General features: G+C 74.9%; 23 protein-coding genes and 1 pseudogene. 13 read left to right on the top strand and 11 right to left on the bottom strand.

All coding sequences use genetic code 11. From position 1 onward, the window contains the following. The 3 genes from AC51EU_RS12615 to AC51EU_RS12605 all read left to right on the top strand — a co-directional run. Positions 1 to 904: PucR family transcriptional regulator (locus tag AC51EU_RS12615; protein WP_496266960.1), on the top strand; the 904-nt coding region annotated here is incomplete at its 5' end. A gap of 64 nt (positions 905 to 968) precedes the next feature. Next, complete coding sequence (locus AC51EU_RS12610) at positions 969 to 1,883, top strand: metallophosphoesterase family protein (RefSeq protein ID WP_496266959.1); 915 nt, start codon at positions 969 to 971, stop codon at positions 1,881 to 1,883. Then, on the top strand, positions 1,880 to 2,539 hold the full coding sequence (locus AC51EU_RS12605) for a 4'-phosphopantetheinyl transferase family protein (protein WP_496266958.1): 660 nt from the start codon (positions 1,880 to 1,882) through the stop codon (positions 2,537 to 2,539). Before AC51EU_RS12610 ends, AC51EU_RS12605 begins: the two co-directional genes overlap by 4 nt. Positions 2,540 to 2,627: 88 nt before the next feature. Here the strand turns inward: AC51EU_RS12605 and AC51EU_RS12600 are convergent, their stop codons facing one another. From AC51EU_RS12600 to AC51EU_RS12575, 6 genes are all read right to left on the bottom strand, one after another. Beyond that, positions 2,628 to 3,113, bottom strand: a complete 486-nt coding sequence (locus AC51EU_RS12600; protein ID WP_496266957.1) for a hypothetical protein — start codon at positions 3,111 to 3,113, stop codon at positions 2,628 to 2,630. Next, positions 3,110 to 3,436 (bottom strand): hypothetical protein, encoded by a 327-nt coding sequence (locus tag AC51EU_RS12595; RefSeq protein WP_496266956.1) that lies wholly within the window; start codon positions 3,434 to 3,436, stop codon positions 3,110 to 3,112. The genes AC51EU_RS12600 and AC51EU_RS12595 overlap by 4 nt, the downstream gene beginning before the upstream one ends. Before the next feature lie 117 nt (positions 3,437 to 3,553). Next, on the bottom strand, positions 3,554 to 3,961 hold the full coding sequence (gene msrB / locus AC51EU_RS12590; protein ID WP_496266955.1) for a peptide-methionine (R)-S-oxide reductase MsrB: 408 nt from the start codon (positions 3,959 to 3,961) through the stop codon (positions 3,554 to 3,556). A 14-nt stretch (positions 3,962 to 3,975) separates the two neighbouring features. Further along, positions 3,976 to 5,373, bottom strand: a complete 1,398-nt coding sequence (murC, locus tag AC51EU_RS12585) for a UDP-N-acetylmuramate--L-alanine ligase (RefSeq protein ID WP_496266954.1) — start codon at positions 5,371 to 5,373, stop codon at positions 3,976 to 3,978. A gap of 93 nt (positions 5,374 to 5,466) precedes the next feature. Continuing rightward, on the bottom strand, positions 5,467 to 6,105 hold the full coding sequence (locus AC51EU_RS12580) for a response regulator (protein WP_496266953.1): 639 nt from the start codon (positions 6,103 to 6,105) through the stop codon (positions 5,467 to 5,469). Beyond that, the gene (locus AC51EU_RS12575) at positions 6,102 to 7,265 is read right to left on the bottom strand and encodes a sensor histidine kinase (RefSeq protein WP_496266962.1); all 1,164 of its coding nucleotides are present in this window, start codon (positions 7,263 to 7,265) and stop codon (positions 6,102 to 6,104) included. The genes AC51EU_RS12580 and AC51EU_RS12575 overlap by 4 nt, the downstream gene beginning before the upstream one ends. Before the next feature lie 239 nt (positions 7,266 to 7,504). On the opposite strand from AC51EU_RS12575, the gene AC51EU_RS12570 reads away from it, so the two are divergent. Then, the gene (locus AC51EU_RS12570; RefSeq protein WP_496266952.1) at positions 7,505 to 8,575 is read left to right on the top strand and encodes an ABC transporter permease; all 1,071 of its coding nucleotides are present in this window, start codon (positions 7,505 to 7,507) and stop codon (positions 8,573 to 8,575) included. Next, positions 8,572 to 9,282 (top strand): ABC transporter ATP-binding protein, encoded by a 711-nt coding sequence (locus AC51EU_RS12565; RefSeq protein ID WP_496266951.1) that lies wholly within the window; start codon positions 8,572 to 8,574, stop codon positions 9,280 to 9,282. Before AC51EU_RS12570 ends, AC51EU_RS12565 begins: the two co-directional genes overlap by 4 nt. Here the strand turns inward: AC51EU_RS12565 and AC51EU_RS12560 are convergent. Next, entirely contained in the window at positions 9,230 to 9,706 is a 477-nt protein-coding gene (locus AC51EU_RS12560) for an indole-3-glycerol phosphate synthase (RefSeq protein ID WP_496266950.1), read from the bottom strand. The genes AC51EU_RS12565 and AC51EU_RS12560 overlap by 53 nt on opposite strands. A 158-nt stretch (positions 9,707 to 9,864) precedes the next feature. Next, positions 9,865 to 10,689 carry a pyrimidine reductase family protein gene (locus AC51EU_RS12555; protein WP_496266949.1) on the bottom strand — a complete coding sequence of 275 codons (825 nt, stop codon included), beginning with the start codon at positions 10,687 to 10,689 and terminating at the stop codon, positions 9,865 to 9,867. Positions 10,690 to 10,757: 68 nt separating this feature from the next. Here AC51EU_RS12555 and zapE point away from each other — a divergent pair, with 68 nt between their 5' ends. Together zapE and AC51EU_RS12545 are read left to right on the top strand one after the other, a co-directional pair. Further along, positions 10,758 to 11,870, top strand: a complete 1,113-nt coding sequence (gene zapE, locus AC51EU_RS12550) for a cell division protein ZapE (protein WP_496266948.1) — start codon at positions 10,758 to 10,760, stop codon at positions 11,868 to 11,870. Between the two features lie 99 nt (positions 11,871 to 11,969). Next, a complete protein-coding gene (locus tag AC51EU_RS12545; protein ID WP_496266947.1) occupies positions 11,970 to 13,337 on the top strand; it encodes an alkaline phosphatase PhoX in 1,368 nt (455 codons plus the stop codon). 189 nt (positions 13,338 to 13,526) lie between these two features. On the opposite strand, the gene AC51EU_RS12540 is transcribed toward AC51EU_RS12545, so the two are convergent. From AC51EU_RS12540 to AC51EU_RS12530, 3 genes are all read right to left on the bottom strand, one after another. Beyond that, on the bottom strand, positions 13,527 to 13,913 hold the full coding sequence (locus tag AC51EU_RS12540) for a peptidase inhibitor family I36 protein (protein WP_496266946.1): 387 nt from the start codon (positions 13,911 to 13,913) through the stop codon (positions 13,527 to 13,529). A 258-nt stretch (positions 13,914 to 14,171) separates the two neighbouring features. Continuing rightward, the gene (locus AC51EU_RS12535; protein WP_496266945.1) at positions 14,172 to 14,840 is read right to left on the bottom strand and encodes an ABC transporter; all 669 of its coding nucleotides are present in this window, start codon (positions 14,838 to 14,840) and stop codon (positions 14,172 to 14,174) included. Beyond that, on the bottom strand, positions 14,837 to 15,841 hold the full coding sequence (locus AC51EU_RS12530) for an ABC transporter ATP-binding protein (protein ID WP_496266961.1): 1,005 nt from the start codon (positions 15,839 to 15,841) through the stop codon (positions 14,837 to 14,839). The genes AC51EU_RS12535 and AC51EU_RS12530 overlap by 4 nt, the downstream gene beginning before the upstream one ends. 230 nt (positions 15,842 to 16,071) lie before the next feature. On the opposite strand from AC51EU_RS12530, the gene AC51EU_RS12525 reads away from it, so the two are divergent. From AC51EU_RS12525 to AC51EU_RS12500, 6 genes and pseudogenes are all read left to right on the top strand, one after another. Further along, on the top strand, positions 16,072 to 16,848 hold the full coding sequence (locus tag AC51EU_RS12525; RefSeq protein ID WP_496266944.1) for an aminoacyl-tRNA hydrolase: 777 nt from the start codon (positions 16,072 to 16,074) through the stop codon (positions 16,846 to 16,848). A gap of 280 nt (positions 16,849 to 17,128) precedes the next feature. Continuing rightward, the gene (locus AC51EU_RS12520) at positions 17,129 to 17,791 is read left to right on the top strand and encodes a LysE family translocator (protein ID WP_496266943.1); all 663 of its coding nucleotides are present in this window, start codon (positions 17,129 to 17,131) and stop codon (positions 17,789 to 17,791) included. A gap of 116 nt (positions 17,792 to 17,907) precedes the next feature. Then, positions 17,908 to 19,195 (top strand): annotated as a pseudogene (locus AC51EU_RS12515) (MbnB/TglH/ChrH family RiPP precursor modification enzyme). Next, complete coding sequence (locus tag AC51EU_RS12510) at positions 19,192 to 20,208, top strand: TIGR04222 domain-containing membrane protein (protein ID WP_496266942.1); 1,017 nt, start codon at positions 19,192 to 19,194, stop codon at positions 20,206 to 20,208. The pseudogene AC51EU_RS12515 and the gene AC51EU_RS12510 overlap by 4 nt, the downstream one beginning before the upstream one ends. Before the next feature lie 188 nt (positions 20,209 to 20,396). Beyond that, positions 20,397 to 20,699 carry an ABC transporter ATPase gene (locus AC51EU_RS12505; protein WP_496266941.1) on the top strand — a complete coding sequence of 101 codons (303 nt, stop codon included), beginning with the start codon at positions 20,397 to 20,399 and terminating at the stop codon, positions 20,697 to 20,699. 207 nt (positions 20,700 to 20,906) lie between these two features. After that, a partial coding sequence (locus AC51EU_RS12500; protein ID WP_496266940.1) for an alpha/beta fold hydrolase occupies positions 20,907 to 22,161 on the top strand: 1,255 nt, incomplete at its 3' end.

The following is a 22,161-nucleotide window of genomic DNA, read 5'->3' as shown; positions in this document are numbered from 1 at the left end:
ACCGGCGCGCCGGACGACGCGGCGGCTGCGCGGTCTGCTGCTGCTCACCGGCGCGCCGGACGACGCGGCGCGTTCCGTCGTACCGGGGCTGGTCTCGCTGCTGTCGCTGGAGCTGGAGCGCCGTCATCTGCGCGACGAGCCGGAGCGGCGGCGCCGGTCGGCGCTGCTGTCGGAGCTGCTGTCGGGGGACGGGCTGCCGCCGGACCGGGCCCGTGACCTGCTGGCCTCGGTGGGGGTGACGGCCGAGCGGGTCCGGGGCGTGGTGGTGGAGGCGCCCTCCCCCGACTCCTCGGACGGGGCGTCGCACGGGCAGGAGCGGGAACTGGCCGCCGATGTGGAGATGGCCGCCGATCTGGCGCTGGCGCTGCCCGGCGGGCTGGTCCGGGTCGCGGACGGGCACATCGAGGCGGTGGCCGGGGAGGAGCTGGACCTCCGCGGGGTGCTCGCCCGTTTCGCGCCGGGCCGCCCGGCCGGGATCGGGCCGGCCACCGCGCCCGGGACGGTCCGGGTGTCGCTGCGTCAGGCGGCCGGGCTGCTGGGGGTGAGCCGGGCCACCGGGGCGCCGGCCGAGGCGCGGCCCAGTGACACCAGCCGGCTGCTGCTGGAGCTGGGCGACCGCCGCACCCTGGACGGGTACGCCGACACCGTGCTGGGCCCGCTCGACCTGGCGGACAACGGCACGGAGCTGGTGGCCACGCTCGCCGCCTGGCTGGAGTGCGGCGGCGCCTGGGACGCGACCAGCCGCCGGCTCGGTGTGCACCGCCACACCGTGCGCAACCGGCTGGAACGGGTACGGGAGCTGACCGGGCGTCGGCTCGACGACCCCGACGACCGCTTCGACCTGTGGCTGGCCACCCGTATCCGCCGCGGTGATGCCCCGCCGGCGGCCGGACCCGCCGCGTGAACGGGCCGCGACGACACACCGTTGCCCCTTCCACCACACCCGTCCCACCGTCTTTACTTCGATCGTGAGCTACGAGATCCGCGCGACCGACCCCCTGCCCGTGACCGCCCGCACCCGCTCCCCCGGCACCGCGCCCGGCAAGCTGGTGGCCGTCAGCGATCTGCACGTCCGCTACCAGGAGAACCACGAGATCGTCGAGCGGCTGGTGCCGGAGTCCGACGCGGACTGGCTGCTGGTCGCCGGGGACGTCGGCGAGTTCGTCGAGGACATCCGCTGGGCCCTGGCCACCCTCAGCGAACGCTTCGCCCGCGTCGTGTGGGTGCCCGGCAACCACGAGCTGTGGACGCCGAACGACGACCCGGTGCAGCTGCGCGGCGCGGCCCGCTACGACCATCTCGTCGGCATCTGCCGGGAGTTGGGCGTGCTGACGCCGGAGGACCCCTACCCGGTGTGGGAGGGCGAGGGCGGCCCGGTGGTCATCGCGCCCCTCTTCCTCCTGTACGACTACACCTTCCGGCCCGCCGGCACGGCCACCAAGGAGCAGGCCCTGGACGCCGCCCACCGGGCCGGGGTGGTCTGCACCGACGAGTACTTCCTGCACCCCGACCCGTACCCCACCCGGGACGCCTGGTGCCGGGCCCGGGTCGAGGCGACCGAGGCGCGGCTCGCGGCGCTCCCCGAGGACCTGCCCACCGTCCTCGTCAACCACTTCCCGCTCGTCCGTGAACCCACCCGGCCGCTGCGCTACCCGGAGTTCTCCCTGTGGTGCGGCACCGAACGGACCGCCGACTGGCCCCGCCGCTTCCGCGCCGCCACCGTCGTCTACGGCCACCTCCACATCCCCCGGCTGCTGACCTGCGACGGCGTGCCGCACCAGGAGGTGTCGCTGGGCTACCCCCGCGAGTGGCGTCCCCGGGCCAAGCAGCCCGGCCGACCGGTACAGATCCTTCCGCCCGTCACCGTGGAGACCCCCGCATGATCGAGGAACTGCTGCCCCCGCCCGTCGCCGCCGTCGAGGCGTTCGAGGACCGTCCGCTGTCCGACATGTTCCCCGAGGAGCAGGCCGAGGTGGCGCGCGCCGTCCCGGTACGGCAGCGGGAGTTCGGCACCGTACGCGCCTGCGCCCGCGCCGCGCTCGCCCGGTTCGGCGTCCCGCCCGCGCCCATGCTGCCCGGCCCGGACCGCGCCCCGCGCTGGCCCGACGGTTTCGTCGGCGCCATGACGCACTGCACCGGCTACCGCGCGGCCGCCGTCGCGCGCACCACGGACCTGCACTCCCTCGGTCTGGACGCGGAACCCCACCAGCCGGTCCGGGACCCCGGCGTGGTCGACCTCGTCACCGTCCCCGAGGAACGCGCGGCACTGCCCGCCCTGCGCGCCGCGCGGCCCGACATCTGCTGGGACCGCCTGATATTCAGCGCCAAGGAGAGCGTCTACAAGGCGTGGTACCCCCTCACCCGCCGCTGGCTGGACTTCGAGGAGGCCCGCCTCGACCTCGACCCCGACCGCTCCGCCTTCACGGCCCACCTCCTCGTCGAGGGCCCGGTGATCGACGGCGTCCGCCTCACCACCTTCGAGGGCCGCTGGCTGATCTCCGACGGCCTGGTCGTCACCACCGTCACCGTGCCGCGATGACGTGCCCGGGGGCGCGGGCGGTACCCGCGCCCCCGGCGGGGGGGAGCTTCCCGGAACCGGGGCACGCGCGGCTCCGGCCCCACGTCCCTCATACCGCGACGACGTGCACGTCAGGAGGGTCCAGAACGGCAAGGTAGGCCGCCATGTCGTCCGGGTCGCTCGTGAAGACGACCGCACCGCCGTGCCGGACCGCGGCCAGCGCGACCCAGGCGTCCACCACGTCCGGCCTCTTCTTCGGCGGCAACTTCGCCTCGCCCAGTGCGGTCCCGGCCCTGCGCCAGTCCGTGACATCGGGCCCCATCGCGCAGGCAATGCACTCCGGCTGCCCTGCGCGCGTCCTGTGCATCGGTGGCGGCGAACTCCTCGCCCGCGGCACCGAGCAGTCCTTCAGGACGCCGCCCAGCGCGTGAACGAGCGCCGGGCGCGGGCGCCATGCCTGGGCGAGAACCGGACCGAGCACCAGGGGACGGTGCGGGCTTGTCCTCAGCCCCTCGTGGAGGTGCACCGCCTTGGCCTTCCTGTCGGCGAGAGCGATGAGCATGCCCGTGTCGTAGACCGGTACCCGAGCCGTCACGCGGCTTCTCCTGAGTGGTCGCCGGATCGGTCCGTCCCCTGAACGAGGCCGAGGGCGGCCTCCACTTCCCGCCGTTCCTGTTCCGTGAGCACCTCCGGCGGCACAGCGGCTTCCGGCGGCAGTGTCGCCGCTTCCTCCTCGGCTGCCGCGATCAGCGCGTCCACCGCGGCGAACTGCTCCTCTATGGCATCGGTCTCCGCCATCTGCCGCGTCGCCGCGTGCACCAGATAGGCGGAGACATCCATGCCCGCCCGCTCGGCGTGCGCTCTGACGCGCTCGGCCTGCTCCTGGTCAAGGCTGATACTGATCCTGGTCCTGGCCACGGCAGCAGTGTATGACGCGTATGACGGACTCCGCTCGCCCCAAGCCACCCGGCGGCCGCCCTCGCCCCGGGCCGCCGGTGCGCACCCCGTGCCGGACCGGGCGCGCACCGGTCCGCCTCACCCCTCGTCCGGGGCCAGCCGCAGCGAGATCGAGTTGATGCAGTAGCGCCGGTCCGTCGGTGTCGGGTAGCCCTCGCCCTCGAAGACGTGGCCGAGGTGGGAGCCGCAGCGGGCGCAGCGGACCTCGGTGCGGACCATGCCGTGGCTGCGGTCCTCCAGGAGTTCGACGGCGTCGGAGTCCTTCGGGTCGTAGAAGGACGGCCAGCCGCAGTGGCTGGCGAACTTGGTGTCGGAGCGGAACAGTTCGGCGCCGCACGCGCGGCAGGAGTAGACGCCGCGGGTGGTGGTGTCGGTGTACTCACCGACGAAGGCCGGTTCGGTGCCGGCCTGGCGGAGCACCTGGTACTCCGCCGGGGTCAGCTCGGCGCGCCACTGCTCGTCCGGCTTGTCGATCTCGTACGGCATGGTCTCTCCTCAGCTCAGGCGCCCAGGCGGGACAGGATGGCAGGGCCGAGGTCGGTGACGTCCCCGGCGCCCATGGTGAGAACGAGATCGCCGGGCCGGGCCATTCCCGCGATGAGGCCGGGGACGGCGGCGCGGTCGCCCGCCGCGGTGACGTCGGCGCCCGCGGCGCGGGCGGCGTCGAGGACGAGGGCGCTGGTGACGCCGGGGACCGGGTCCTCGCGGGCGGGGTAGATGTCCAGGACGACGGTGGAGTCGGCGAGGGCGAGGGCCTGCCCCATCTCCGCGCCCAGTTCCTGGGTGCGGGAGAAGAGGTGCGGCTGGAAGACGACCAGGACCCGGGAGTCCTGGGCGGCGCCGCGGATCGCCTCCAGGTCGGCGGTCATCTCCGTGGGGTGGTGGGCGTAGGAGTCGATGACCTGGACGCCGTTCGCCTCGCCCTTGAGCTGGAGGCGGCGCTTGACGCCGGTGTACTCGCCGAGGGCGGAGGCGAGCTGGTGCGGCGGCAGGCCGAGGGAGATGCCGGCGGCGAGGGCGGCGACGGCGTTGTGGGCGTAGTGGCGGCCGGGGACCGAGACGGTGAAGGTGAGGATGCGGCCGGTGTCGAGACTGACGCTGACGTCGCTGGTCAGGCCGTGCGGGGTGACCTGGAGGACGCGGACGTCGGCGTCGGCGGACTCGCCGTAGGTGACGACGCGGATGTCGTGGCGGCCGGCGATGCGGGCGGTCAGTTCGCGGGCGCCGGGGTGATCGGCGGAGATGACGAGGGTGCCGCCGGGGCGGATGCGGCCGGCGAAGGTGTCGAAGGACTCGTAGATCTCCTCCATCGACGCGTAGTTGGCGTGGTGGTCCAGCTCGACGTTGAGGACGATGGCGACCTCGGGGGCGTACTTGTGGAAGCTGCGGTCGCTCTCGTCCGCCTCCGCGACGAAGATCTCGCCGGTGCCGTGCTCGGCGTTGGAGCCGGGGGCGTCCAGGTCGCCGCCGATGGCGTAGGACGGCTTGAGGCCGAGGGCGGTGAGGGAGACGGCGAGCATGGACGTGGTGGTCGTCTTGCCGTGGGTGCCGGCGACGGCCAGGGGGCGCAGGCCGTCCATGAGGGCGGCGAGGGCGTCGGAGCGGTGCACGACGGGGACGCCGCGTTCGCGGGCGGCGGCCAGCTCCGGGTTGTCGGCGCGGATGGCGGAGGAGACGACGACGGCGGTGGCGTCCTCGGCGAGGTGGGCGGCGTCGTGGCCGAGGTGGACGGTGACGCCCAGGTCGCGCAGGGCGCGGGCGGTCGCGGAGTCCTTGGCGTCGCTGCCGGCGACGCGGGCGCCGCGCTGCGCGAGGATCTTGGCGATGCCCGACATGCCGGCTCCGCCGATGCCGATGAAGTGCGGCCGGTCCATCGAGGCTGGGATGGCGGGTGCCATGTGCGGGTCTCCCTGATCGTCGCGTGCGGTCGTACGGCGTCGATTCTCGCACCCGCCGGTGACAGCCCCGCCGTGCGGCGCCGCCCGCGGCGCTCAGCGGCGGATGAGGCCCTGGGCGGTGGCCGCCGCGACGGCCGCGGTGCGCGAGTCGACGCCGAGCTTGGCGTAGATGTGCACGAGGTGGGACTTGACGGTGGCCTGGCTGAGGAAGAGACGCTTGCTGATCCCGGCGTTGGACAGGCCGTCGGCGACGAGCTGGAGGACCTCGGTCTCGCGGCGGGAGAGGGCGGTGGCCGGGGTCCGCATCCGGTCCATCAGGCGCAGGGCGACGGTCGGCGCGAGCACGGATTTCCCGGCGGCCGCGGCGCGCACGGCGGCGGCCAGCTCCTCGGGCGGGGCGTCCTTGAGGAGGTAGCCGGTGGCGCCCGCCTCGATGGCGGCGAGGATGTCGGCGTCGGTGTCGTACGTGGTCAGGACGAGGACGCGGGGCGCTCCGGCGCGGGCGGTGAGGGCGGCGGTGGCCTGTGAGCCGCGCATCTCGCCGCCGAAGCGGAGGTCCATGAGGACGACGTCGGGTGCCAGGCGTGCGGCGAGGTCGACGGCGGCCTCGGCGGTGGCGGTGTCGGCGACGACCTCGAAGCCGGGTTCGGTCTCCAGGACGGCGCGCAGTCCGGCCCGTACGACGGGGTGGTCGTCGGCGAGCAGCAGCCGGATCGGGGTGGTGTCCGTCATGCGGGGGCTTTCTCGGGGGCCGTGGCGGCGGGGACGGGCAGGGTCACGGCGACGGCGGTGCCCTCGCCGGGGGCGGACTCGACGGCGAGGGTGCCGTGCAGGGCGCGGGCGCGGGCGCGCATGGCGGCGAGGCCGAAGCCGGTTCCGGTGGCGGCGGCGGAGCCGGGCGGGGGGACGCGGGCGGGGTCGAATCCGGCGCCGTCGTCGACGACGTCGAGGGCGACCTCGGTGTCCATGTAGCTCAGGGTCAGCTCGGCGCGGCGGGCATCGGCGTGCCGTACGGCGTTGGCGAGCGCGGACTGGGCGATGCGGAGCAGGGCGACCTCGTGGGAGGTGGGCAGTTCGGTGGGTTCGCCGGAGACCTGGCAGTGGACGGTGAGGCCGCTGGTGCGGGTGGTGGTGGCGCACAGCCGCTCCAGGGCGGCGGGCAGGGAGCCGCCCTCCAGGTCCGGGGGGCTCAGTTCGCGGACGAAGCGGCGGGCCTCGGCGAGGTTGTCGACGGCGGTGGTCCTGGCGTGCCGTACGTGGCCGAGGGCGGTGTCCGGCTGCCCCGGCAGGGCGCGTTCGGCGGCCCGGAGCAGCAGGTGGATGCTGGACAGGCCCTGGGCGAGGGTGTCGTGGATCTCGCGGGCGAGGCGTTCGCGTTCGGCGAGGACCCCGGCGGCGTGCTCGGCGGCGGCCAGTTCGCTGCGGGCGGCGGTCAGCTCCTCGATGAGGCGCCGACGCTGTTCGCTCTCCCGGTAGAGGGCCTGGTAGCCGAGGACGACGGCGACGGAGACGGCGGCGCCCAGGACGGGGCCGATGACGGTGCCGGGGGTGAGGGCGTGGGTGTGCCAGGCGAAGCCGGCGACCGCGGCGGCGGTGGTGGCGGCGACGACGGGCAGCGCGCCGCGGGTGGGCAGCAGGTGGAGCTGGACGAAGAAGAGGGGGAAGGCGAGCCAGACGCCGTCGGGGGTGAGGGCGAGCAGGACCAGCCAGAGGGCGCCGACGGCGGCCAGCCACAGGGCGGCGGCGGCCACGGAGGTGCGGACGCGCGGCAGGGCGGGGCCCGAGGCGTAGCCGGCGAAGAGGGCGGCGGCGGTGAGGACGACGGCGGGGGCGTCGGGGGTGTGGCGGGCGACCGCCCGGACGGCGGCGAGGGCCAGCAGTGCGGCCACCATCAGGTGGAGGCAGGTACGCAGCACCCGCAGCACGGGGGTGAGGGAGTGATCGGTCACGGTCTGTCCAGGTTACGGGTGGGGTGGGGGTGCGGCATCCATCGAAAGGTGTAAGGGGGGCCGCACCCTTCGGCGGCGCCGGACCCGTCCTGGGCGCGATGCCGTGCGGGGGCGGCCGGGGCGAGGGTGGGGGCAGCCGCCGGACGAGGGGTCCGGCGCCGGAGTCAAGGACGGCAAAGCCTGTGTTCGTCGCCTGGAGAGATCTGCGGTTCGCCAAGGGCCGCTTCGCCCTGATGGGCACGGTGATCGTGTTGATCACGGTGTTGGTGGGCCTGCTGTCGGGGCTGACGGCGGGCCTGGGCCGGGAGAACACGTCGGCGGTCACGGGGCTGCCCGCCGACCGTCTGGTGTTCTCCGCGCCGGCCGACGGCGGGAAGGTGTCGTTCTCCGACTCCCGCCTGTCCGCACGGACGGTACGGGCGTGGTCACAGGTGCCGGGGGTGCGGCGGGCCGAGCCGCTGGGCATCGCCACCACGAAGGCGGAGGCGGGTGACGCGAGTGCCGCGGTGTCGGTGTTCGGGGTGCGGCCGGGCGCGGCCCCGGCGCCCCGGTCGGACGCCCTCGCGGACGGCCGGGTCGTCCTGTCGCACAAGGCCGCCGACGCGCTCGGCGTCCGGGCGGGCGGCACGGTGTCCCTGGGCGGGCGCGCGGTGAAGGTCGCGGCGGTGTCCGGGGACGCGATGTTCAGCCACACCCCGGTGGTCTGGACGTCGCTCGGCGACTGGCGGGGGCTGCCCGGCGGCACGGACGGGGCGACCGTGCTCGCACTGTCCGTCTCCGGCTCCCCCGGCCTGACCGCGGCCGACGACCGGCTGGGGACCCGTACCGTCACGCTGGACGAGGCGCTGGACGGCATCGGTTCGTACGCGGCGGAGCACGGTTCGCTCCAGCTGATGCGGGGGTTCCTCTTCGCGATCTCGGCGCTGGTGATCGGCGCGTTCTTCACGGTGTGGACGATCCAGCGCAGCGGGGACGTGGCGGTGCTCAAGGCGCTGGGCGCGTCGACCGGCTATCTGCTGCGGGACGCGCTGGGGCAGGCCGTGGTGCTGCTGGTGCTGGGGACCGGTCTGGGGACGGCGGTGGCCGCCGGGCTGGGGGCCCTGGTCGGCGGTGCCGTGCCGTTCGTCCTCGATCCGTCCACCGTGCTGCTGCCCGCGCTGGTCATGATCGCGCTGGGTGCCGCCGGTGCCGCGCTGTCCGTCCGCCGCATCACGTCCGTCGACCCGCTGACCGCCCTGGGAAGTGCCCGATGAGCCTTGAACTGACCGATGTCACCCTCACCTACCCCGACGGGGACACCCGGCTGACCGCGCTGGACTCCGTCTCCCTGACGGTGCCGGCCGGCACGCTGACCGCGGTGATCGGCCCGTCCGGTTCCGGCAAGTCCAGTCTGCTGGCGGTGGCCGCGACGCTGATCACGCCGGACAGCGGCCGGGTGGTGATCGCCGGCCGGGACACCGCGGGGCTGGACCGGGCCGCGCTGACGGCGCTGCGGCGCAGCACGGTCGGGACGGTCTTCCAGCAGCCGAACCTGCTGCCGTCGCTGACCGCCGTGGAACAGCTCCAGGTGATGGCCCACCTGGACGGGCGCTCCCCTAAAGAGGCGCGGTCGCGGGCGCGGGAGCTGCTGGCGGCGGTCGGTCTCGAAGGGCAGGCGGACCGGCGTCCGCACCAGCTGTCGGGCGGCCAGCGGCAGCGGGTGAACATCGCGCGGGCGCTGATGAACGAGCCGGCGGTGCTGCTGGTGGACGAGCCGACCAGCGCGCTGGACCACGAGCGGGGTGCCGCGGTGCTGGAGCTGCTGACGACGCTGACGCACCGGCGGGCGACCGCGACGGTGCTGGTCACGCACGACCGTACGCATCTCGGCGCGGTGGACGCGGTCACCGAGGTGCGCGACGGGCGGCTCACACCTCCGGCGTCGGCGGCTGCTCCGCGTCCGCGTGCGAGAACAGCTTGAGGACGGGCACGCCGACCTTGTGGCGGGCGCGGGAGGCCCAGTCGCGGTGGAAGAACTCCTCCACGAAGTGGGGGGTGGTCAGCACGATCACCTCGTCCGCGCCCGTCTCGTCGACGGTGGTGCGCAGCAGGTCGAGGGGGTGCCGTTCGACGACCGTGCCGACGGCCTCGGCGCCCGCGGCGCGCAGGGCGGAGAGGGTGTGGGCCAGGGCCAGTTCGGCGGGCGCCTCCGCGCTGCTGCCGGACGGTTCGTCGCCCTCGCGTACCGCTTCGTCGAACTCGCCGAGCGCGACGTCGTCGATCGCGCGCAGCAGGACGTCCTGCGCGCCGCGCGGCTGCATGAGGACGACGAAGGAGACGGGGTCGTCGCCGTGGAGGGTCGTGACGAAGTCCACGTCGGCGGGCGTCAGAGGCTTCTCGATCATCAATACGCTCGTGAACACGACGGGCGCCCTTCTCTTTTCCGGGCCGCCGCATGGCACGGTGGCCCACAGAAACCATCCTGCCCCGTCGCCACACGGAGCCTTTCCGGCCTTTAGTGTGCCCAACGGAACATAAGCGGAACTGCTAGTTCCACTGATTGTCAGCTCCGACGGTAGCGGGTGAACAGGAACCCGGCCTCCTCCAAAACGGACTCCAGCACGAACCGTTCCGGAACCGCGACGGAAGGCCCGTTCATGATCCGCGGCGCGTCGCCCACAGCAACGACCGGGGCCAGGGAAAGACACATCTCGTCCAGCGCCCCGGCCGCCGCGAACTGCCCCAGGAGCCTCGGCCCGCCCTCGGTGAGCAGCCTGGTGTGCCCCCTGCCGGCGAGGACGGCGGCCACCCGGGACGGGTCGGCCCCCTCCCCCTCCCCGGCGAACAGCACCTCGGCCCCCGCGGCGCGGGCCGCGCGCACCCGGTCGGCGGGCGCCGCCGCGCCGGTCACCACCAGCGTCGGCACCAGCGCCCCGGTGAACAGCGGCGCCTCGAAGTCCAGCCCGAGACCGGCACTGACCACCGCGATCGCGGCGGCCGGGCCCTGGCCCGCCGCGGACCTGCGGGCGGCGAACGCCGCGCGGGCGCGGGCCGGGCGGTACTCCTCCCGGCGGACCGTCTCCGCCCCCACCACCACCGCGTCCGCGAGCGCCCGCAGCACCCCGAAGATCCGCATGTCGGCGGCGCCCGACAGCGGCTGCGAACGGCCCTCGTGGTGGGCCGCGCCGTCCAGCGAGGACACCATGTTGGCCCGCAACCAGCCGGCGCGTCCGGCCCGTACCGGGTCGCCCGCCTCCGGGTACGCGTAGGCGTCGGCGATCTCGTCCAGCGTCCATTCCCGGTCGGCGGCGGGCACCGGCTCCGGGGCGCTGTGGTCGGCGCCCGGGGAGGGCACGGTCGGCGTGGTGAGCGGGAAGAGGCGTCGCATAAGCGGCAGTGTGACATGCCTCGCTCACCGGACCGGGCGCCGCCGGGGAGCGGCTAGGCTGGAGCGCCGTGTCGTCTTCCCAGTCCTCTCCCGCCCAGACAGCCCCGGCAGCCACTCCGTCGGCCGGGAGCGCCCCCGTGGCCCTCACCTCACGCGCCCCGCAGGTCCCGGCCGACCGTCTCGTCGCCGAGATGGTGCCGCCGCCGCGCTTCCAGGACGCCCGCTTCAGCACGTACATCCCGGACGCCAAGCAGCCCAGCCAGGCCGAGGCCGTCCAGGTCCTGGGCGCGTTCGCCGCGGGCATCGGCGACACGGGACAGGGCGCGGGCGGACGGCGCCGCTGGTTCGGCCGGAGCGCGAAGAAGGCCGCGCCCCAAGGGCCGCGCGGTGTCTACCTGGACGGCGGCTACGGCGTCGGCAAGACCCATCTGCTGGCGTCGCTGTGGCACGCCACCGACGCCCCGGCCGAGCGCAAGGCGTTCGGCACCTTCGTCGAGCTGACCAACCTCGTCGGCGCGCTCGGCTTCCAGCAGACCGTCCGCACCCTCGGCGACCACCGCCTGCTGTGCATCGACGAGTTCGAGCTCGACGACCCCGGCGACACGGTGCTGGTCTCCACCCTCCTCGGCAAGCTGGTGGAATCCGGCGTCGCGCTGGCCGCCACCTCCAACACCCTGCCCGGCAAGCTCGGCGAGGGCCGGTTCGCGGCCGCCGACTTCCTGCGCGAGATCCAGGGCCTGAGCGCCCACTTCCGGCCGCTGCGCATCGACGGCGAGGACTACCGCCACCGCGGCCTGCCCGAGGCCCCCGCCCCGTACGACACCGGCACGGTCGTCAGCGCGGCGCACCGCACCCCGGGCGCCTCCCTCGACGACTTCCCCTCGCTGCTGGCGCACCTGTCGCGGGTGCACCCCAGCCGGTACGGCGCGATGTGCGACGGCGTACGGGCGGTCTGCCTCACCGACGTCCAGGCCGTGCCGGACCAGTCCACCGCGCTGCGGCTGGTGGTCCTCGCCGACCGGCTCTACGACCGCGAGGTGCCCGTGCTGGCCTCGGGAAAGGCGTTCGACGAGCTGTTCAGCGAGGAGATGCTGCGCGGCGGCTACCGCAAGAAGTACTTCCGGGCGATCTCCCGGCTGACCGCGCTGGCGCGCGACGCGAAGCCCCTCGTGGAGGAGTGAGGGCGGGTCGCGGGGCGGCGCCGTGGCGTGGTTCCGCGCGGCCGGGGCGCATGGTACACACATGCGGTCACGTCACCTGTCCGCCAGCAGGGAGTTGCCATGACCGCGACACGACGTCAGATCCTTGCGAGAACCGGCGCCCTGGCCGCCGGTATCGCGTTCTCCGGAAGCCTCACCGAACTCTTCCCCGCGGCCGCCGCCGCCCGCGGCGCGGGCCGGCACGGATACGGCCCGCTGGTCCCCGACCCTCAGGGACTGCTCGACCTCCCCGAGGGCTTCCGCTACACCGTCCTCTCCCGTGAGGGCGACCCGCTGCGCTCCGGCGGGGGCACCGTCCCCGGCAACTGCGACGGCATGGCCGCCTTCCCCGGCCCGGCCGGCCGCACCCACCTCGTACGCAACCACGAGAACCGCGTCGGCTCCCGCCACCCCGTCCCCGCCCTCCCCGGTCTGACCTACGACCCGGGCGGCGAGGGTGGTTGCACCGTCCTGGAACTGGACGGCGCCACCACCCTCCGCTCCGAACGGGTCGCCCTCGCCGGGACGGTCACCAACTGCGCGGGCGGCCCCACCCCCTGGCGCACCTGGCTCAGCTGCGAGGAGACCGAGCTCCGCGCGGGCGAGCGCGGCCTCACCAAGGACCACGGCTTCGTCTTCGAGGTCGACCCGTACGACCCGCGCCGCACCGGCGCCGTCCCGCTCACCGCGATGGGCCGCTTCCAGCACGAGGCCATCGCCGTCGACCCGCGCACCGGCGTCGTCTACGAGACCGAGGACGCCTTCGACCAGCCGTTCGGGCTGTTCTACCGCTTCCTTCCCGAGAAGCCGCTGGGCGGCCGCGGCTCCCTCCGGGCCGGCGGCCGCCTCCAGGCCCTGCGCGTCCCGGACGTACCGGACCTCTCCGCCGTCCAGCGGCCGGGCACCGTCTTCGACCACGTCACCTGGGTGGACGTCCCCGACCCGCTGGCCCGGCGGACCCCCGTACGTCTCCAGGACTTCGGCCGCGGCGGCATCACCCACGCCCAGAAGCTGGAGGGCTGCTACTGGGGCGGTTCCTGCGTCTACTTCGTCTCCAGCTTCGCCCGCCGTGCCATGGGGTCGGCCGCCGACCACTTCGGCCAGGTGTGGCGCTACGACCCGGCGCGGCGCCGTCTCACCCTGGCCGTCGTCTTCGGCCCCGGCACCGACGTGGAACTGCCCGGCGAGTCCCCCGACAACATCTGCCTGGCCCCCGGCGGCGGCCTGATGGTCTGCGAGGACGGCGCCGGCGCCCAGCACGTCTTCGGCCTCACCCGCCACGGCGAGGTCTACCCGGTGGCCCGCGGCCGCCAGAACATCGGCACCGCACAGCAACCGGAGTACGGCGAATTCGCGGGCGTCACCTTCTCCCCCGACTTCCGCACCCTGTACGTCAACGTGTACACGCCGGGCACGACCTTCGCGATCAGGGGGCCCTGGGGGCACTGACGGGGGCGGGACGGTGAGCCGGGGCGGCGGCTGCGGGCGTTGACGGGGCTGCCTCGCGTGTCCGGCGGATGCCGGGTGCGTGGGGCGGCCCGGCCGGGCGGGCCTGGCGGCTGTCGCGACGGCGCGTCCTGGTCGCGCGGTCCGGCACGACGGACCGCCGCGAGCGCCCGCGCTACCGGTGACGGGCCCTCACCTCTTGGCCTTGAAGCTCCGGACGGCGTGGCCCAGGCCGGCTATGTTCGTGTTCCAGTTCATCGTGCTGGGGTGCCCCTTACAGTTGGCCTTCGGGTAGAGGTAGACAAAGAACCGCGTGCGGTTCTTCACCGAGCGCGCGGTCCATTTCCCGGTGTTGAGGCACGCACGGGTGCTGATCGCGGTGAGCCCCTTGCCCTTGTACTTCTTCTTGGGCCAGGCGCAAAAGCGGTTGCGGGGGCATTGGCCCCCCGCCTTCACCGCCCGCGGCTTCGCCACGTGCGCCTTGGGCGCGACGGACCGGGCGGGCGCCGGGGAGGCGAGCCCGAGCACGGAAGCCGAGGCCACTGTTGTCGCGGTGAGGCCGACAACTGTCTTGCGCATGGAGAAGGTTCCTTTCATCGCTTTGCTGGCCGAAATTGAACCGTACACGTCAATCGATGTTCCGTTGGGCGTTTTACGGCAGCCAAGAGCGCTGCAAGCGTGGCTTGTTGGGAGTTTCATCCCTGCGCTGGCCTAGCGTCCGTAGAGGGGACCGCGCTCAGCGGAGCTTTCCAGCCGAACCTGTCGTCCGTTCGCCAGGTCTTCACGTCCCGCAAGTCTTGATCACTGCGCGACCAAGCTCCCCCTTTGCGGCAGCCCCTAGGCGCGCCGGGAGTTGAGGGCGCAGGCGGCCGTCGTGGCCGCCGTGGCGAGGAGGGTCGCGGTGGCCAGGGAGATCCAGGGGAAGGTGACCGTGCCGTGGAGTGAGCCGGTGATCAGGCCGGACACGGCCGCGTTCGCGGGTGAGGCGCTGTGGACGAGGAGCAGCAGGGCGGTCGCCAGGCCGAGGGGTATCGCGGTGCCGGGGCGGTGCAGAACCGGACGGTTGCAGAGTGCGCCGAGGGCCGTGCCCAGGAGCAGGCAGACCGCGGAGGACAGCAGTCCGGCGAGGGCCGCGGGCAGGGGCGGGACGGGGATGCGGTGGTCGGTGGAGTGCGGGTCGGCGACCACGGCGACGAGGGCGGTGGCGGCGGACGCGAGCAGCAGCGCGCAGAGCGCGGCGGTCAGCACGGTGGCGAGGTGGGCACGGCCGGGGCCGGTGGCGGACTCCGTACAACTCCGGGCGGCCGGGGGTTCGTTGGTCACGCAGACCCGGGTCAGCCAGGCCGTGGCCGGCAGCAGTCCGGCGGCGGCCCACCCGTAGGCGTCGAGGATCGGGCCGCCGACGCGGATACCGGCGGCGAGCCAGGCCGCGTAGAAGATGACCGGCGGCAGCCAGCGGTGCGAACGGGCCAGCAGGGCCGCGTGATAGCGCAGGAGAGCGGTCATGGGCGGGGGCCTTGTCGGAGGGTGTTGGGGTGGAGGGCGCGGGCGGAGAGGCGGGGAGCCTCGTCCGGGGGCGGGGAGGGAGACATGCAGGGGGCGGAGCCGACCGGTGGCGGAGGTTCCTGTGGTGATGCGGTGCTCGTGTCCCGGGCGGGGGCTTCGGGTGAGGGAGCCGGGGTGACCGAGCGGATGTGCCAGGGCGGGGTGGTGGTGAGGAGAGCGCGCAGCAGGACGTCGGAGTGGACAGCGGTGACGGTGAGCCGCGTGACGCCGTCCGGGCCCGGTGCGATCCGTGGATTGCCGGGCAGGTCCGGGGGGACGCCGCCCGAGGGGCTCTCCGCCTCGATGGTCACGCGGGGGCCCTGTGGCGGGGATTCGTCCTCGGGAGCGTCGTCCGCCACGGGCAGCAGGCGGCCGCCGACGACGCGGTAGCGGGCGTCGGCCGCGCCCGCCAGGCGGCGCGGGTCGTGGTCGACGAAGAGGACCGTGCCGCCGTCCGCGACGCGTTCGGCGACCGCGCGGTCGAGGATGTCGCGGGCGGCGGCGTCCAGACCGGTCCATGCCTCGTCGAGGACGAGCAGGGCCGGTTCGGCGAGCAGGGCCTGGGCGACGGCGACCTTCTGGCTGGTGCCCTTCGACAGTGCCGACAGGGGGGTGTGGGCGTGGGCACCGGCCCCGAAGCGGTCGAGCCAGGCGGCGGCGCGGCGCCCCGCCTCCCGCCCGCGCAGGCCGTGGACGCGGCCGAGATGGGTGAGGTAGCCGAGGGCGGTGAACGGCATGGCCGCCGGGAACCGCTCCGGAACGTACGCGGCGCGCGGCCGGCCCGTGATCCGCCCGGCGCTGGGCCGGTCGAGCCCGGCACACAGCCGCAGCAGGGTGGACTTGCCGCTGCCGTTGCCCCCTTCGACCCGTATCAGCGCGCGGGCCGGGAGTACGAGGCGGACGTCGCGCAGCACCCAGGGGCCGCGCACGCCGTAGCGGCGTCCGACACCGTGCAGTTCCATCGGTCCCCCCGTCATGTCCTCTCCCGTCCCGGAACTCTCAACGCGGGCCGGGCGGGCGCGGTTCCCGGCCGGGGAGGGGACGGGGCGGGGGCGCCGCACAGCGTCCCGCCACGCCACGCCATGCCGCTCGGCGGTCCGGAGCAGCAGCGGACCGCCCACCGCCTCCGCACCTCGCCCCTCGTCGAAGACAGGACGGACGGGCCGTCCGCCCCGGCTGGCACACTGGCACCGTGACCAGCACCGACCCCACCGGATCCACGGCCCCCGTCCCCTCGCCCGGCGAAGCGTCCGAGGCGGCGCGGGCCAACGGCAGCAGTCCGTTCCGGCACGAGGAGACCGATCGGGACGCCGCCCCGCAGTTCGTCCTGCCGCTTGTCGCGCGCATCGAGCGGAACGCGCCTCCGGACCGTACGGACGCGCTGGAGACGGCGGCGCGGGCGGTGCTGGTGTTGCTGTCCGATCCCCGGGCGACCGGTGAGGGCGAGTGGGCGGCGGCCGTGCGGGACTGGCAGGACGCCCGGATCCGCAAGGTGGTGCGCCGGGCGCGCGGCGCGGAGTGGCGGCGCGCGGAAGCGCTGCCGGGCATCACCGTCGAGGGCGAGGGCGCCCAGGTACGGGTGTACCCGCCGGTGCCGTTGGACGGCTGGCCCAAGGACCTGGCACGGCTCCAGGTGTCGGGCACGGAACTGGCCGACCAGCGACCGCCCGAGGCACCCGCCGGCGGAGTGCCCGTGCTGTGGTTCAACCCCGGCCTGGAGATGTCGGCGGGCAAGGCGATGGCCCAGGCCGGCCACGGGGCCCAGCTCGCATGGTGGGAGCTGACGGCCCCCGAGCGCGCCGCCTGGCGGGCGGCCGGTTTCCCTCTGTCCGTACGGACCGCCGACGGGAACACCTGGAAGGCCCTGGCCGACAGCGGCCTGCCCGTGGTGCGCGACGCCGGTTTCACGGAGATCGCCCCGGGCTCGGCCACCGTCATCGCGGACCACCCCGCCCTGCGCACGGGCTGACCGGCGGCGCCCGCGAGCCCCGCGTACGGGCCCCGGCAGGTGACGCGGGGCCCGTTGGCCGGCGCCGTGCGCGACGGGCGCGCCCCGAGACACGCGGGCCCGTCGTCCTGGCCCGTTCCCCGGTGCGGTGCGCTACGCCCCGGTAGCGCGCCGTGCGGCCGGACGGGTCCTCCCGGCCGGTGAGCACTCCGAGGAGCAGGCGCACGACCGCAAGGTTCCGGCCGCCGCCGCAGCCGCCCCGCCCGCGACCCTCACCCGCCCCACCCGTACCGTGGGCCCCGTGTTCACCTCAGTCATAGGTTTTACCGCCGTCGCCGCGCTGCTGACGGTGTCGCCCGGACCGGACTTCGCGGTGGTGTTGCGGACCGCGCTCGGGGCCGGGGGGCGGGTCGCGTTCTGCAGTGCGCTCGGGATCGCCACGGGTTGTTTTGTGTGGGGGCTGGCCGGGGCCGTCGGGCTGACGGCGATGCTGGCCGCCTCGCAGGTGGCGTACGACGTTCTCCGGGTGGCGGGTGCGTTGTACCTGATGTGGCTGGGGGTGCAGGCGTTGCGCAGTGCCCGGCGGCAGCGGAAGGCGTCCGCGACGGAGAACGATCCGGGGGCCGGGAGCGGCGCGGTGGCGGACGGCGAGGTGCCGCCCACGCCGCTGCGGGCGTTCCGGACCGGGCTGCTCACCAATGTGCTCAACCCCAAGGTCGGGGTGGTGTATCTGTCGCTGCTGCCGCAGTTCATCCCGCACGGCGCGCCGGTCGTCGCGACGACCCTGCTGCTGGTGGCCGTGCACGCCGTGCTGTGTGTGCTGTGGCTCGGCGCCATCGCGGCGGCCGTCCACCGGGCGCGGGCCGTCTTCCGGCGCCCCCGGGTGCGGCGACGGCTGGATCAGGCCACCGGTACGGTACTGCTCGGGCTGGGCGCGGCGGTCGGTTTCGAGACCGCCCGCTGACCGTGGCGCTCGCGCCGCGAAGCTCAGATCATGCTCTGAACCCCGGTGTCCGGGGGTTGGCCGCGCGGTACAGCGGCGAGAAGTACGGACAGTGAGGGGAGCGGGAGGGGGGACGTATGACGCGCCTTGGTACGGGGATCGGCTGGCGGCCGGAAATCGCCGCGGAGATCGCGGAGCTGCCCGGGGTGGACTGGGTGGAGGTGGTGGCGGAGAACATCTGCCCGGATCATCTGCCGCCCGCGCTGGCGGCGCTGCGCGAGCGCGGTACGACGGTCGTGCCGCACGGGGTGTCGCTGGGGCTCGGCGGCGCGGACCGTCCGGACGCCGGGCGGCTCGCCGCGCTGGCGGCACGGGCCGAGGCGCTGGACGCGCCGCTGGTCACCGAGCACATCGCGTTCGTGCGCGCGGGCGGGGCGGCGACCGGCTCGCCGGTGCTGGAGGCCGGTCATCTGCTGCCGGTGCCGCGTACCCGTGACGCGCTGGACGTGCTCTGCGAGAACGTGCGCATCGCCCAGGACGCGCTGCCGGTGCCGCTGGCGCTGGAGAACATCGCCGCGCTGATCGCCTGGCCGGGCGAGGAGCTGACCGAGGGGCAGTTCCTGGCGGAGCTGGTCGAGCGGACCGGCGTCCGGCTGCTCATCGATGTCGCCAATCTGCACACCAACCACGTCAACCAGGGTGAGGACCCGGCCGCGGCCCTCGACCGGCTGCCGTCCGGCGCGCTGGCCTATGTGCATGTCGCGGGCGGGGTGGAGCGGGACGGCGTGTGGCACGACACCCATGCCCATCCGGTGACCGCGCCGGTGCTGGACGTCCTCGCCGCGGTCTGCGCGCGGACCGAGCCGCCCGGTGTGCTGCTGGAGCGGGACGACGACTTCCCCGACGGCGCGGAGCTGGCGGGGGAACTGGACGCGATACGCGCCGTGGTGGAGGGGGCCCGTCATGGCCGTGCGGCCTGAGCCGGTGGACGGGGCGGCCGGTTCCACCGGGGCGGCCCGGCGGCGGCTGGCACTCGCGCAGGCGGAGCTGCTGGCGTCGCTGGTGGCCGGGGCGCCCGCCCCGGAGGGCTTCGACCAGGAGCGGCTGCGGGTGCAGAGCCGGGCGCTGATCGCGAAGCGGGCCTCGGTGGTCACCAAGGTCGCGCCCGAGCTGCCCGTGATCCTGGGCGCCGGGTTCCGGCCCGCGTTCACCGCGTACGCCCAGGACCGGCCGCTGACCGGCGGCTACCGGCGGGACGCGCTCGACTTCGCGGCGCATCTGCTGGCCCGGGAGCTGCCCGCCGACCGCGCCGCGCGGCGGCGGCTGACCCGGTGGTGGCGGGAGCGCTCCGGTCCCCGGCCGCCGCGGCCCGGGATCTTCTTCCGGTTGCTGCGACGGGTGGGCGTAGGGGGTTTCTCGTCATGAACTGGCTGTCGGACGTACTCGCCTTCGCGGTCGTGTGGTCGTCCCTGGTGCTCGTCGCCGGGACGCTGTGGGTCCGTGGCAGGACGCGGGTGGCGCGGCAGGACGCGCCCCCGGGGAACGCGTGGGAGCTGGCGTTCCTCGCCGGTGGTCCGGGGCGGGTGGCGGACGCCGCGATCGCCGGGATGCACCAGGACGGCCGGCTGGCCGTGGGCGGCCCGGGTGTCGTGACGGTGCTGCGACCGGTGGCGTGGGACGCCGTCGAGGAGGCGGTGCTGGCGGCGGTGGCGCGGACGCCCGGGGGTGCGCTGGCCCCGGTGCGGGCGCGGATCATGCGCAGCCGCGCGGTCCAGGGGATCGGGGACGCGCTGGCGGTCCGGGGGCTGATGCGGCATCCGCGTACGGGGCGGTCGTGGCGCGGCTGGGCGCGGGCCCAGTCGGCGCTGTACGCGGTGCTCCTCGGTCTCCTGCTGATCGTCCATGTCGCGGGCCTGCCGTGGGAGGGCGCGGAGCCCCCGCCGTTCCTTCCGCTCGGGCCGGTGCTGCTGGCGGGGGCCGTCGCCGCCGCGGTCTGCCGGCGGGCGCTGGGGCGGCGGCTGACCCGTGCGGGGCTCTCCGCGCTGCGGGCGGCGCGACGGGAGCACGGCTCGTTGAGTGTCACGTCCTCGGTGCCGGTGGGGCTCGCCGTCGCGCTCGGCGGCGCGGCGCTGGTGGCGGACCTGGCGCTGCGGGAGCAGCTGAGGGCGGCCCAGGGCGCCACGGTCGCCGCCCCGGCCGGCTCGTCGTCCTCGTCGTCGGACGCGCCGGGGAGCGACCCGTCCTGGGACGCGTCGGACGACGGCGGCGCGTGGTGCGGGGGTGCCGACGGGGGCTCGGGCTGCGGCGGGTCGTCGTGCGGAGCGTCCTCCGGCGGCGGATCGTGCGGCGGCGGGTCGTCCTGCGGCGGAGGCTCGTCCTGCGGGAGTTCGTCCTCGTCGAGCTGCGGATCGGGCTGCGGGTCGGGCTGCGGCGGCTGACGCCCGGCGGTGGGCGCCCGGCGGGAGCCGCGCCTCGGGCGTGTCCGGCGGATCACGGCTCTGGGCGTCGAAGGCCGGCATCCCGCCTCGCGATCGGAGGACGGGGCAACTCACGTCATACTCAGTGACGTTGGACGCATGGAGCGGTTTCCCGAAGAGCGGTGGGGACCGGTACCAGGGAGGCAGACATGGACTTTTCCTCGGAAGCGGCGGAGGCGGCGCGCCGTGCCCACGAGTGGGCGGTGAAGGTGGACGGGGGGACGTCGGCCTCGGGCCGCGAGGTGGCGCGGGCGCGGGCCCGGCTGTGGGCACGCGTGGCGCAGGCGTGCGCGGCTGTCGCCGCGGCCCCGTCCCCCCTTGCCGTTCAGGCGGCGGGCCGGGCACTCAACGCGGCGCGGCAGGAACGGGCCGATTACTTCGCGGATCTGGAGGACCAGGCCATGATGTGGGCCGATGTGGCCCTGGCCTGTGCCGCCACCGGCGCCGCATAGCCGCCTGCGGCCCGGCGGCCCCTCCCGGCCCCGGAGGGCGGGCCGCGCTGCCTTCTTCCGGGGCATAGCGCCCCCGACACCGGCGCCCGGTCCTTTACTTCGGCAACCACCACCCCAACCATCCCTTTTGTCCGTCAACCGTTCGGCCGGTCGCCCCGCTCCCCCGGGCCGTCCGCCGTGCGCCGCGCTGCCAGGAAGGGACGGCTCGTGAGAGCACTCGCGCTGTACGGGACCATCGGTTCGCTGATCGTGACCGCTCTCGCCACCGCCCCGGCGGTCAGCACCCCCCAGGCCGGCGCCGCGCCCCCCGCCCCCGTCGCGCGACGCCTCACCTTCGGCCGCTGCGCCCCCGTGGAACGCCTGCCACCACCGGTGGAGTGCGCCACCCTCACCGTCCCCCTGGACTACGCGCGCCCCCGGGGCAAGCGGATCGCCCTGACCGTCAGCCGCGTCCGGGCCACCGCGCCCGAGGAACGCCAGGGTGCCCTGGTCTTCAACCCGGGCGGCCCCGGCGGCACCGGTATGGACTTCCCGCTGTACGCCACGCTCCCCGAGTGGCGCCGCACCGCCCGCGCCTACGACTTCGTCGGCTACGCGCCGCGCGGCGTGGGCCGCTCCGCGCCGCTGTCCTGCCAGGACCCGAAGGAGTTCACCAAGGCGCCGACGGACACCATGACGCATCCGGACGCCGCGTTCCGCGCGCGGAAGGTCGCTCAGGCGAAGGCGTACGCCGCGGGCTGCGTCCGCAACGCCGGGGCCGACCTGCCGTACTACAACTCGCTCAACAACGCCCGTGACCTGGACATGCTGCGGGCCGCCCTCGGCGAGCCGAAGCTGACGTTCATGGGGGCGTCGTACGGCACCTACTTCGGCGCGCTGTACGCGGCGATGTTCCCCGGGCACGTACGGCGGATGGTCTTCGACAGCGTCGTCGACCCGGACCCGCGGCAGATCTGGTACCGCAACAACCTCGACCAGGACCTCTCCTTCGAGCGCCGCTGGCGCGACTGGCGCCGCTGGACCGCCGCGCACGACGCGGTCTACCACCTCGGCAAGGACCAGGAGGCGGTGCAGCGCGCGTACGACACGGCGCTGGCGCGGCTGCGGCGCGACCCGGCGGACGACACGGTCGGCCCCGCCCAGGCGCAGACCGCGTTCGTCGACGTCATCTACAACGACGTCTTCTGGCCCCGGCGGGCGTCGGCTCTCTCGGAGTACCTGCGCGGGCGGCCCGCCGCGCTGATCCGGCAGGCGGCGCCGCTGCCCGAGGACGCGGAGGAGGTGGAGAACGGCAACGCCGTCTACACCGCCGTCCAGTGCAACGACGCCGCCTGGCCGCACGACTGGCGGACCTGGGAGCGGGACACCACCGAGGTGGCGCGGACGGCGCCGTTCGAGAGCTGGGGCAACACCTGGATGAATCTGCCGTGCGCCTTCTGGCCGGCGCCGTCGCGGGCGGCGC

The sequence above is a fragment of the Candidatus Streptomyces philanthi genome, assembly GCF_059553635.1.
This window is presented reverse-complemented; position numbering and strand designations above follow the sequence as displayed.

What these genes read in the sequence shown, in the direction of transcription:
- AC51EU_RS12510 (WP_496266942.1), top strand. Translation starts at nt 19,192, where the DNA reads ATGAACTGGCTGTCGGACGTACTCGCCTTCGCGGTCGTGTGGTCGTCC.
- AC51EU_RS12540 (WP_496266946.1), bottom strand. Translation starts at nt 13,913, where the DNA reads ATGCGCAAGACAGTTGTCGGCCTCACCGCGACAACAGTGGCCTCGGCT.
- murC (WP_496266954.1), bottom strand. Translation starts at nt 5,373, where the DNA reads ATGGCACCCGCCATCCCAGCCTCGATGGACCGGCCGCACTTCATCGGC.
- AC51EU_RS12545 (WP_496266947.1), top strand. Translation starts at nt 11,970, where the DNA reads ATGACCGCGACACGACGTCAGATCCTTGCGAGAACCGGCGCCCTGGCC.
- msrB (WP_496266955.1), bottom strand. Translation starts at nt 3,961, where the DNA reads ATGCCGTACGAGATCGACAAGCCGGACGAGCAGTGGCGCGCCGAGCTG.
- AC51EU_RS12605 (WP_496266958.1), top strand. Translation starts at nt 1,880, where the DNA reads ATGATCGAGGAACTGCTGCCCCCGCCCGTCGCCGCCGTCGAGGCGTTC.
- AC51EU_RS12555 (WP_496266949.1), bottom strand. Translation starts at nt 10,689, where the DNA reads ATGCGACGCCTCTTCCCGCTCACCACGCCGACCGTGCCCTCCCCGGGC.
- AC51EU_RS12530 (WP_496266961.1), bottom strand. Translation starts at nt 15,841, where the DNA reads ATGGAACTGCACGGTGTCGGACGCCGCTACGGCGTGCGCGGCCCCTGG.
- AC51EU_RS12560 (WP_496266950.1), bottom strand. Translation starts at nt 9,706, where the DNA reads ATGATCGAGAAGCCTCTGACGCCCGCCGACGTGGACTTCGTCACGACC.
- AC51EU_RS12535 (WP_496266945.1), bottom strand. Translation starts at nt 14,840, where the DNA reads ATGACCGCTCTCCTGCGCTATCACGCGGCCCTGCTGGCCCGTTCGCAC.
- AC51EU_RS12575 (WP_496266962.1), bottom strand. Translation starts at nt 7,265, where the DNA reads ATGGTGGCCGCACTGCTGGCCCTCGCCGCCGTCCGGGCGGTCGCCCGC.
- AC51EU_RS12505 (WP_496266941.1), top strand. Translation starts at nt 20,397, where the DNA reads ATGGACTTTTCCTCGGAAGCGGCGGAGGCGGCGCGCCGTGCCCACGAG.
- AC51EU_RS12565 (WP_496266951.1), top strand. Translation starts at nt 8,572, where the DNA reads ATGAGCCTTGAACTGACCGATGTCACCCTCACCTACCCCGACGGGGAC.
- AC51EU_RS12580 (WP_496266953.1), bottom strand. Translation starts at nt 6,105, where the DNA reads ATGACGGACACCACCCCGATCCGGCTGCTGCTCGCCGACGACCACCCC.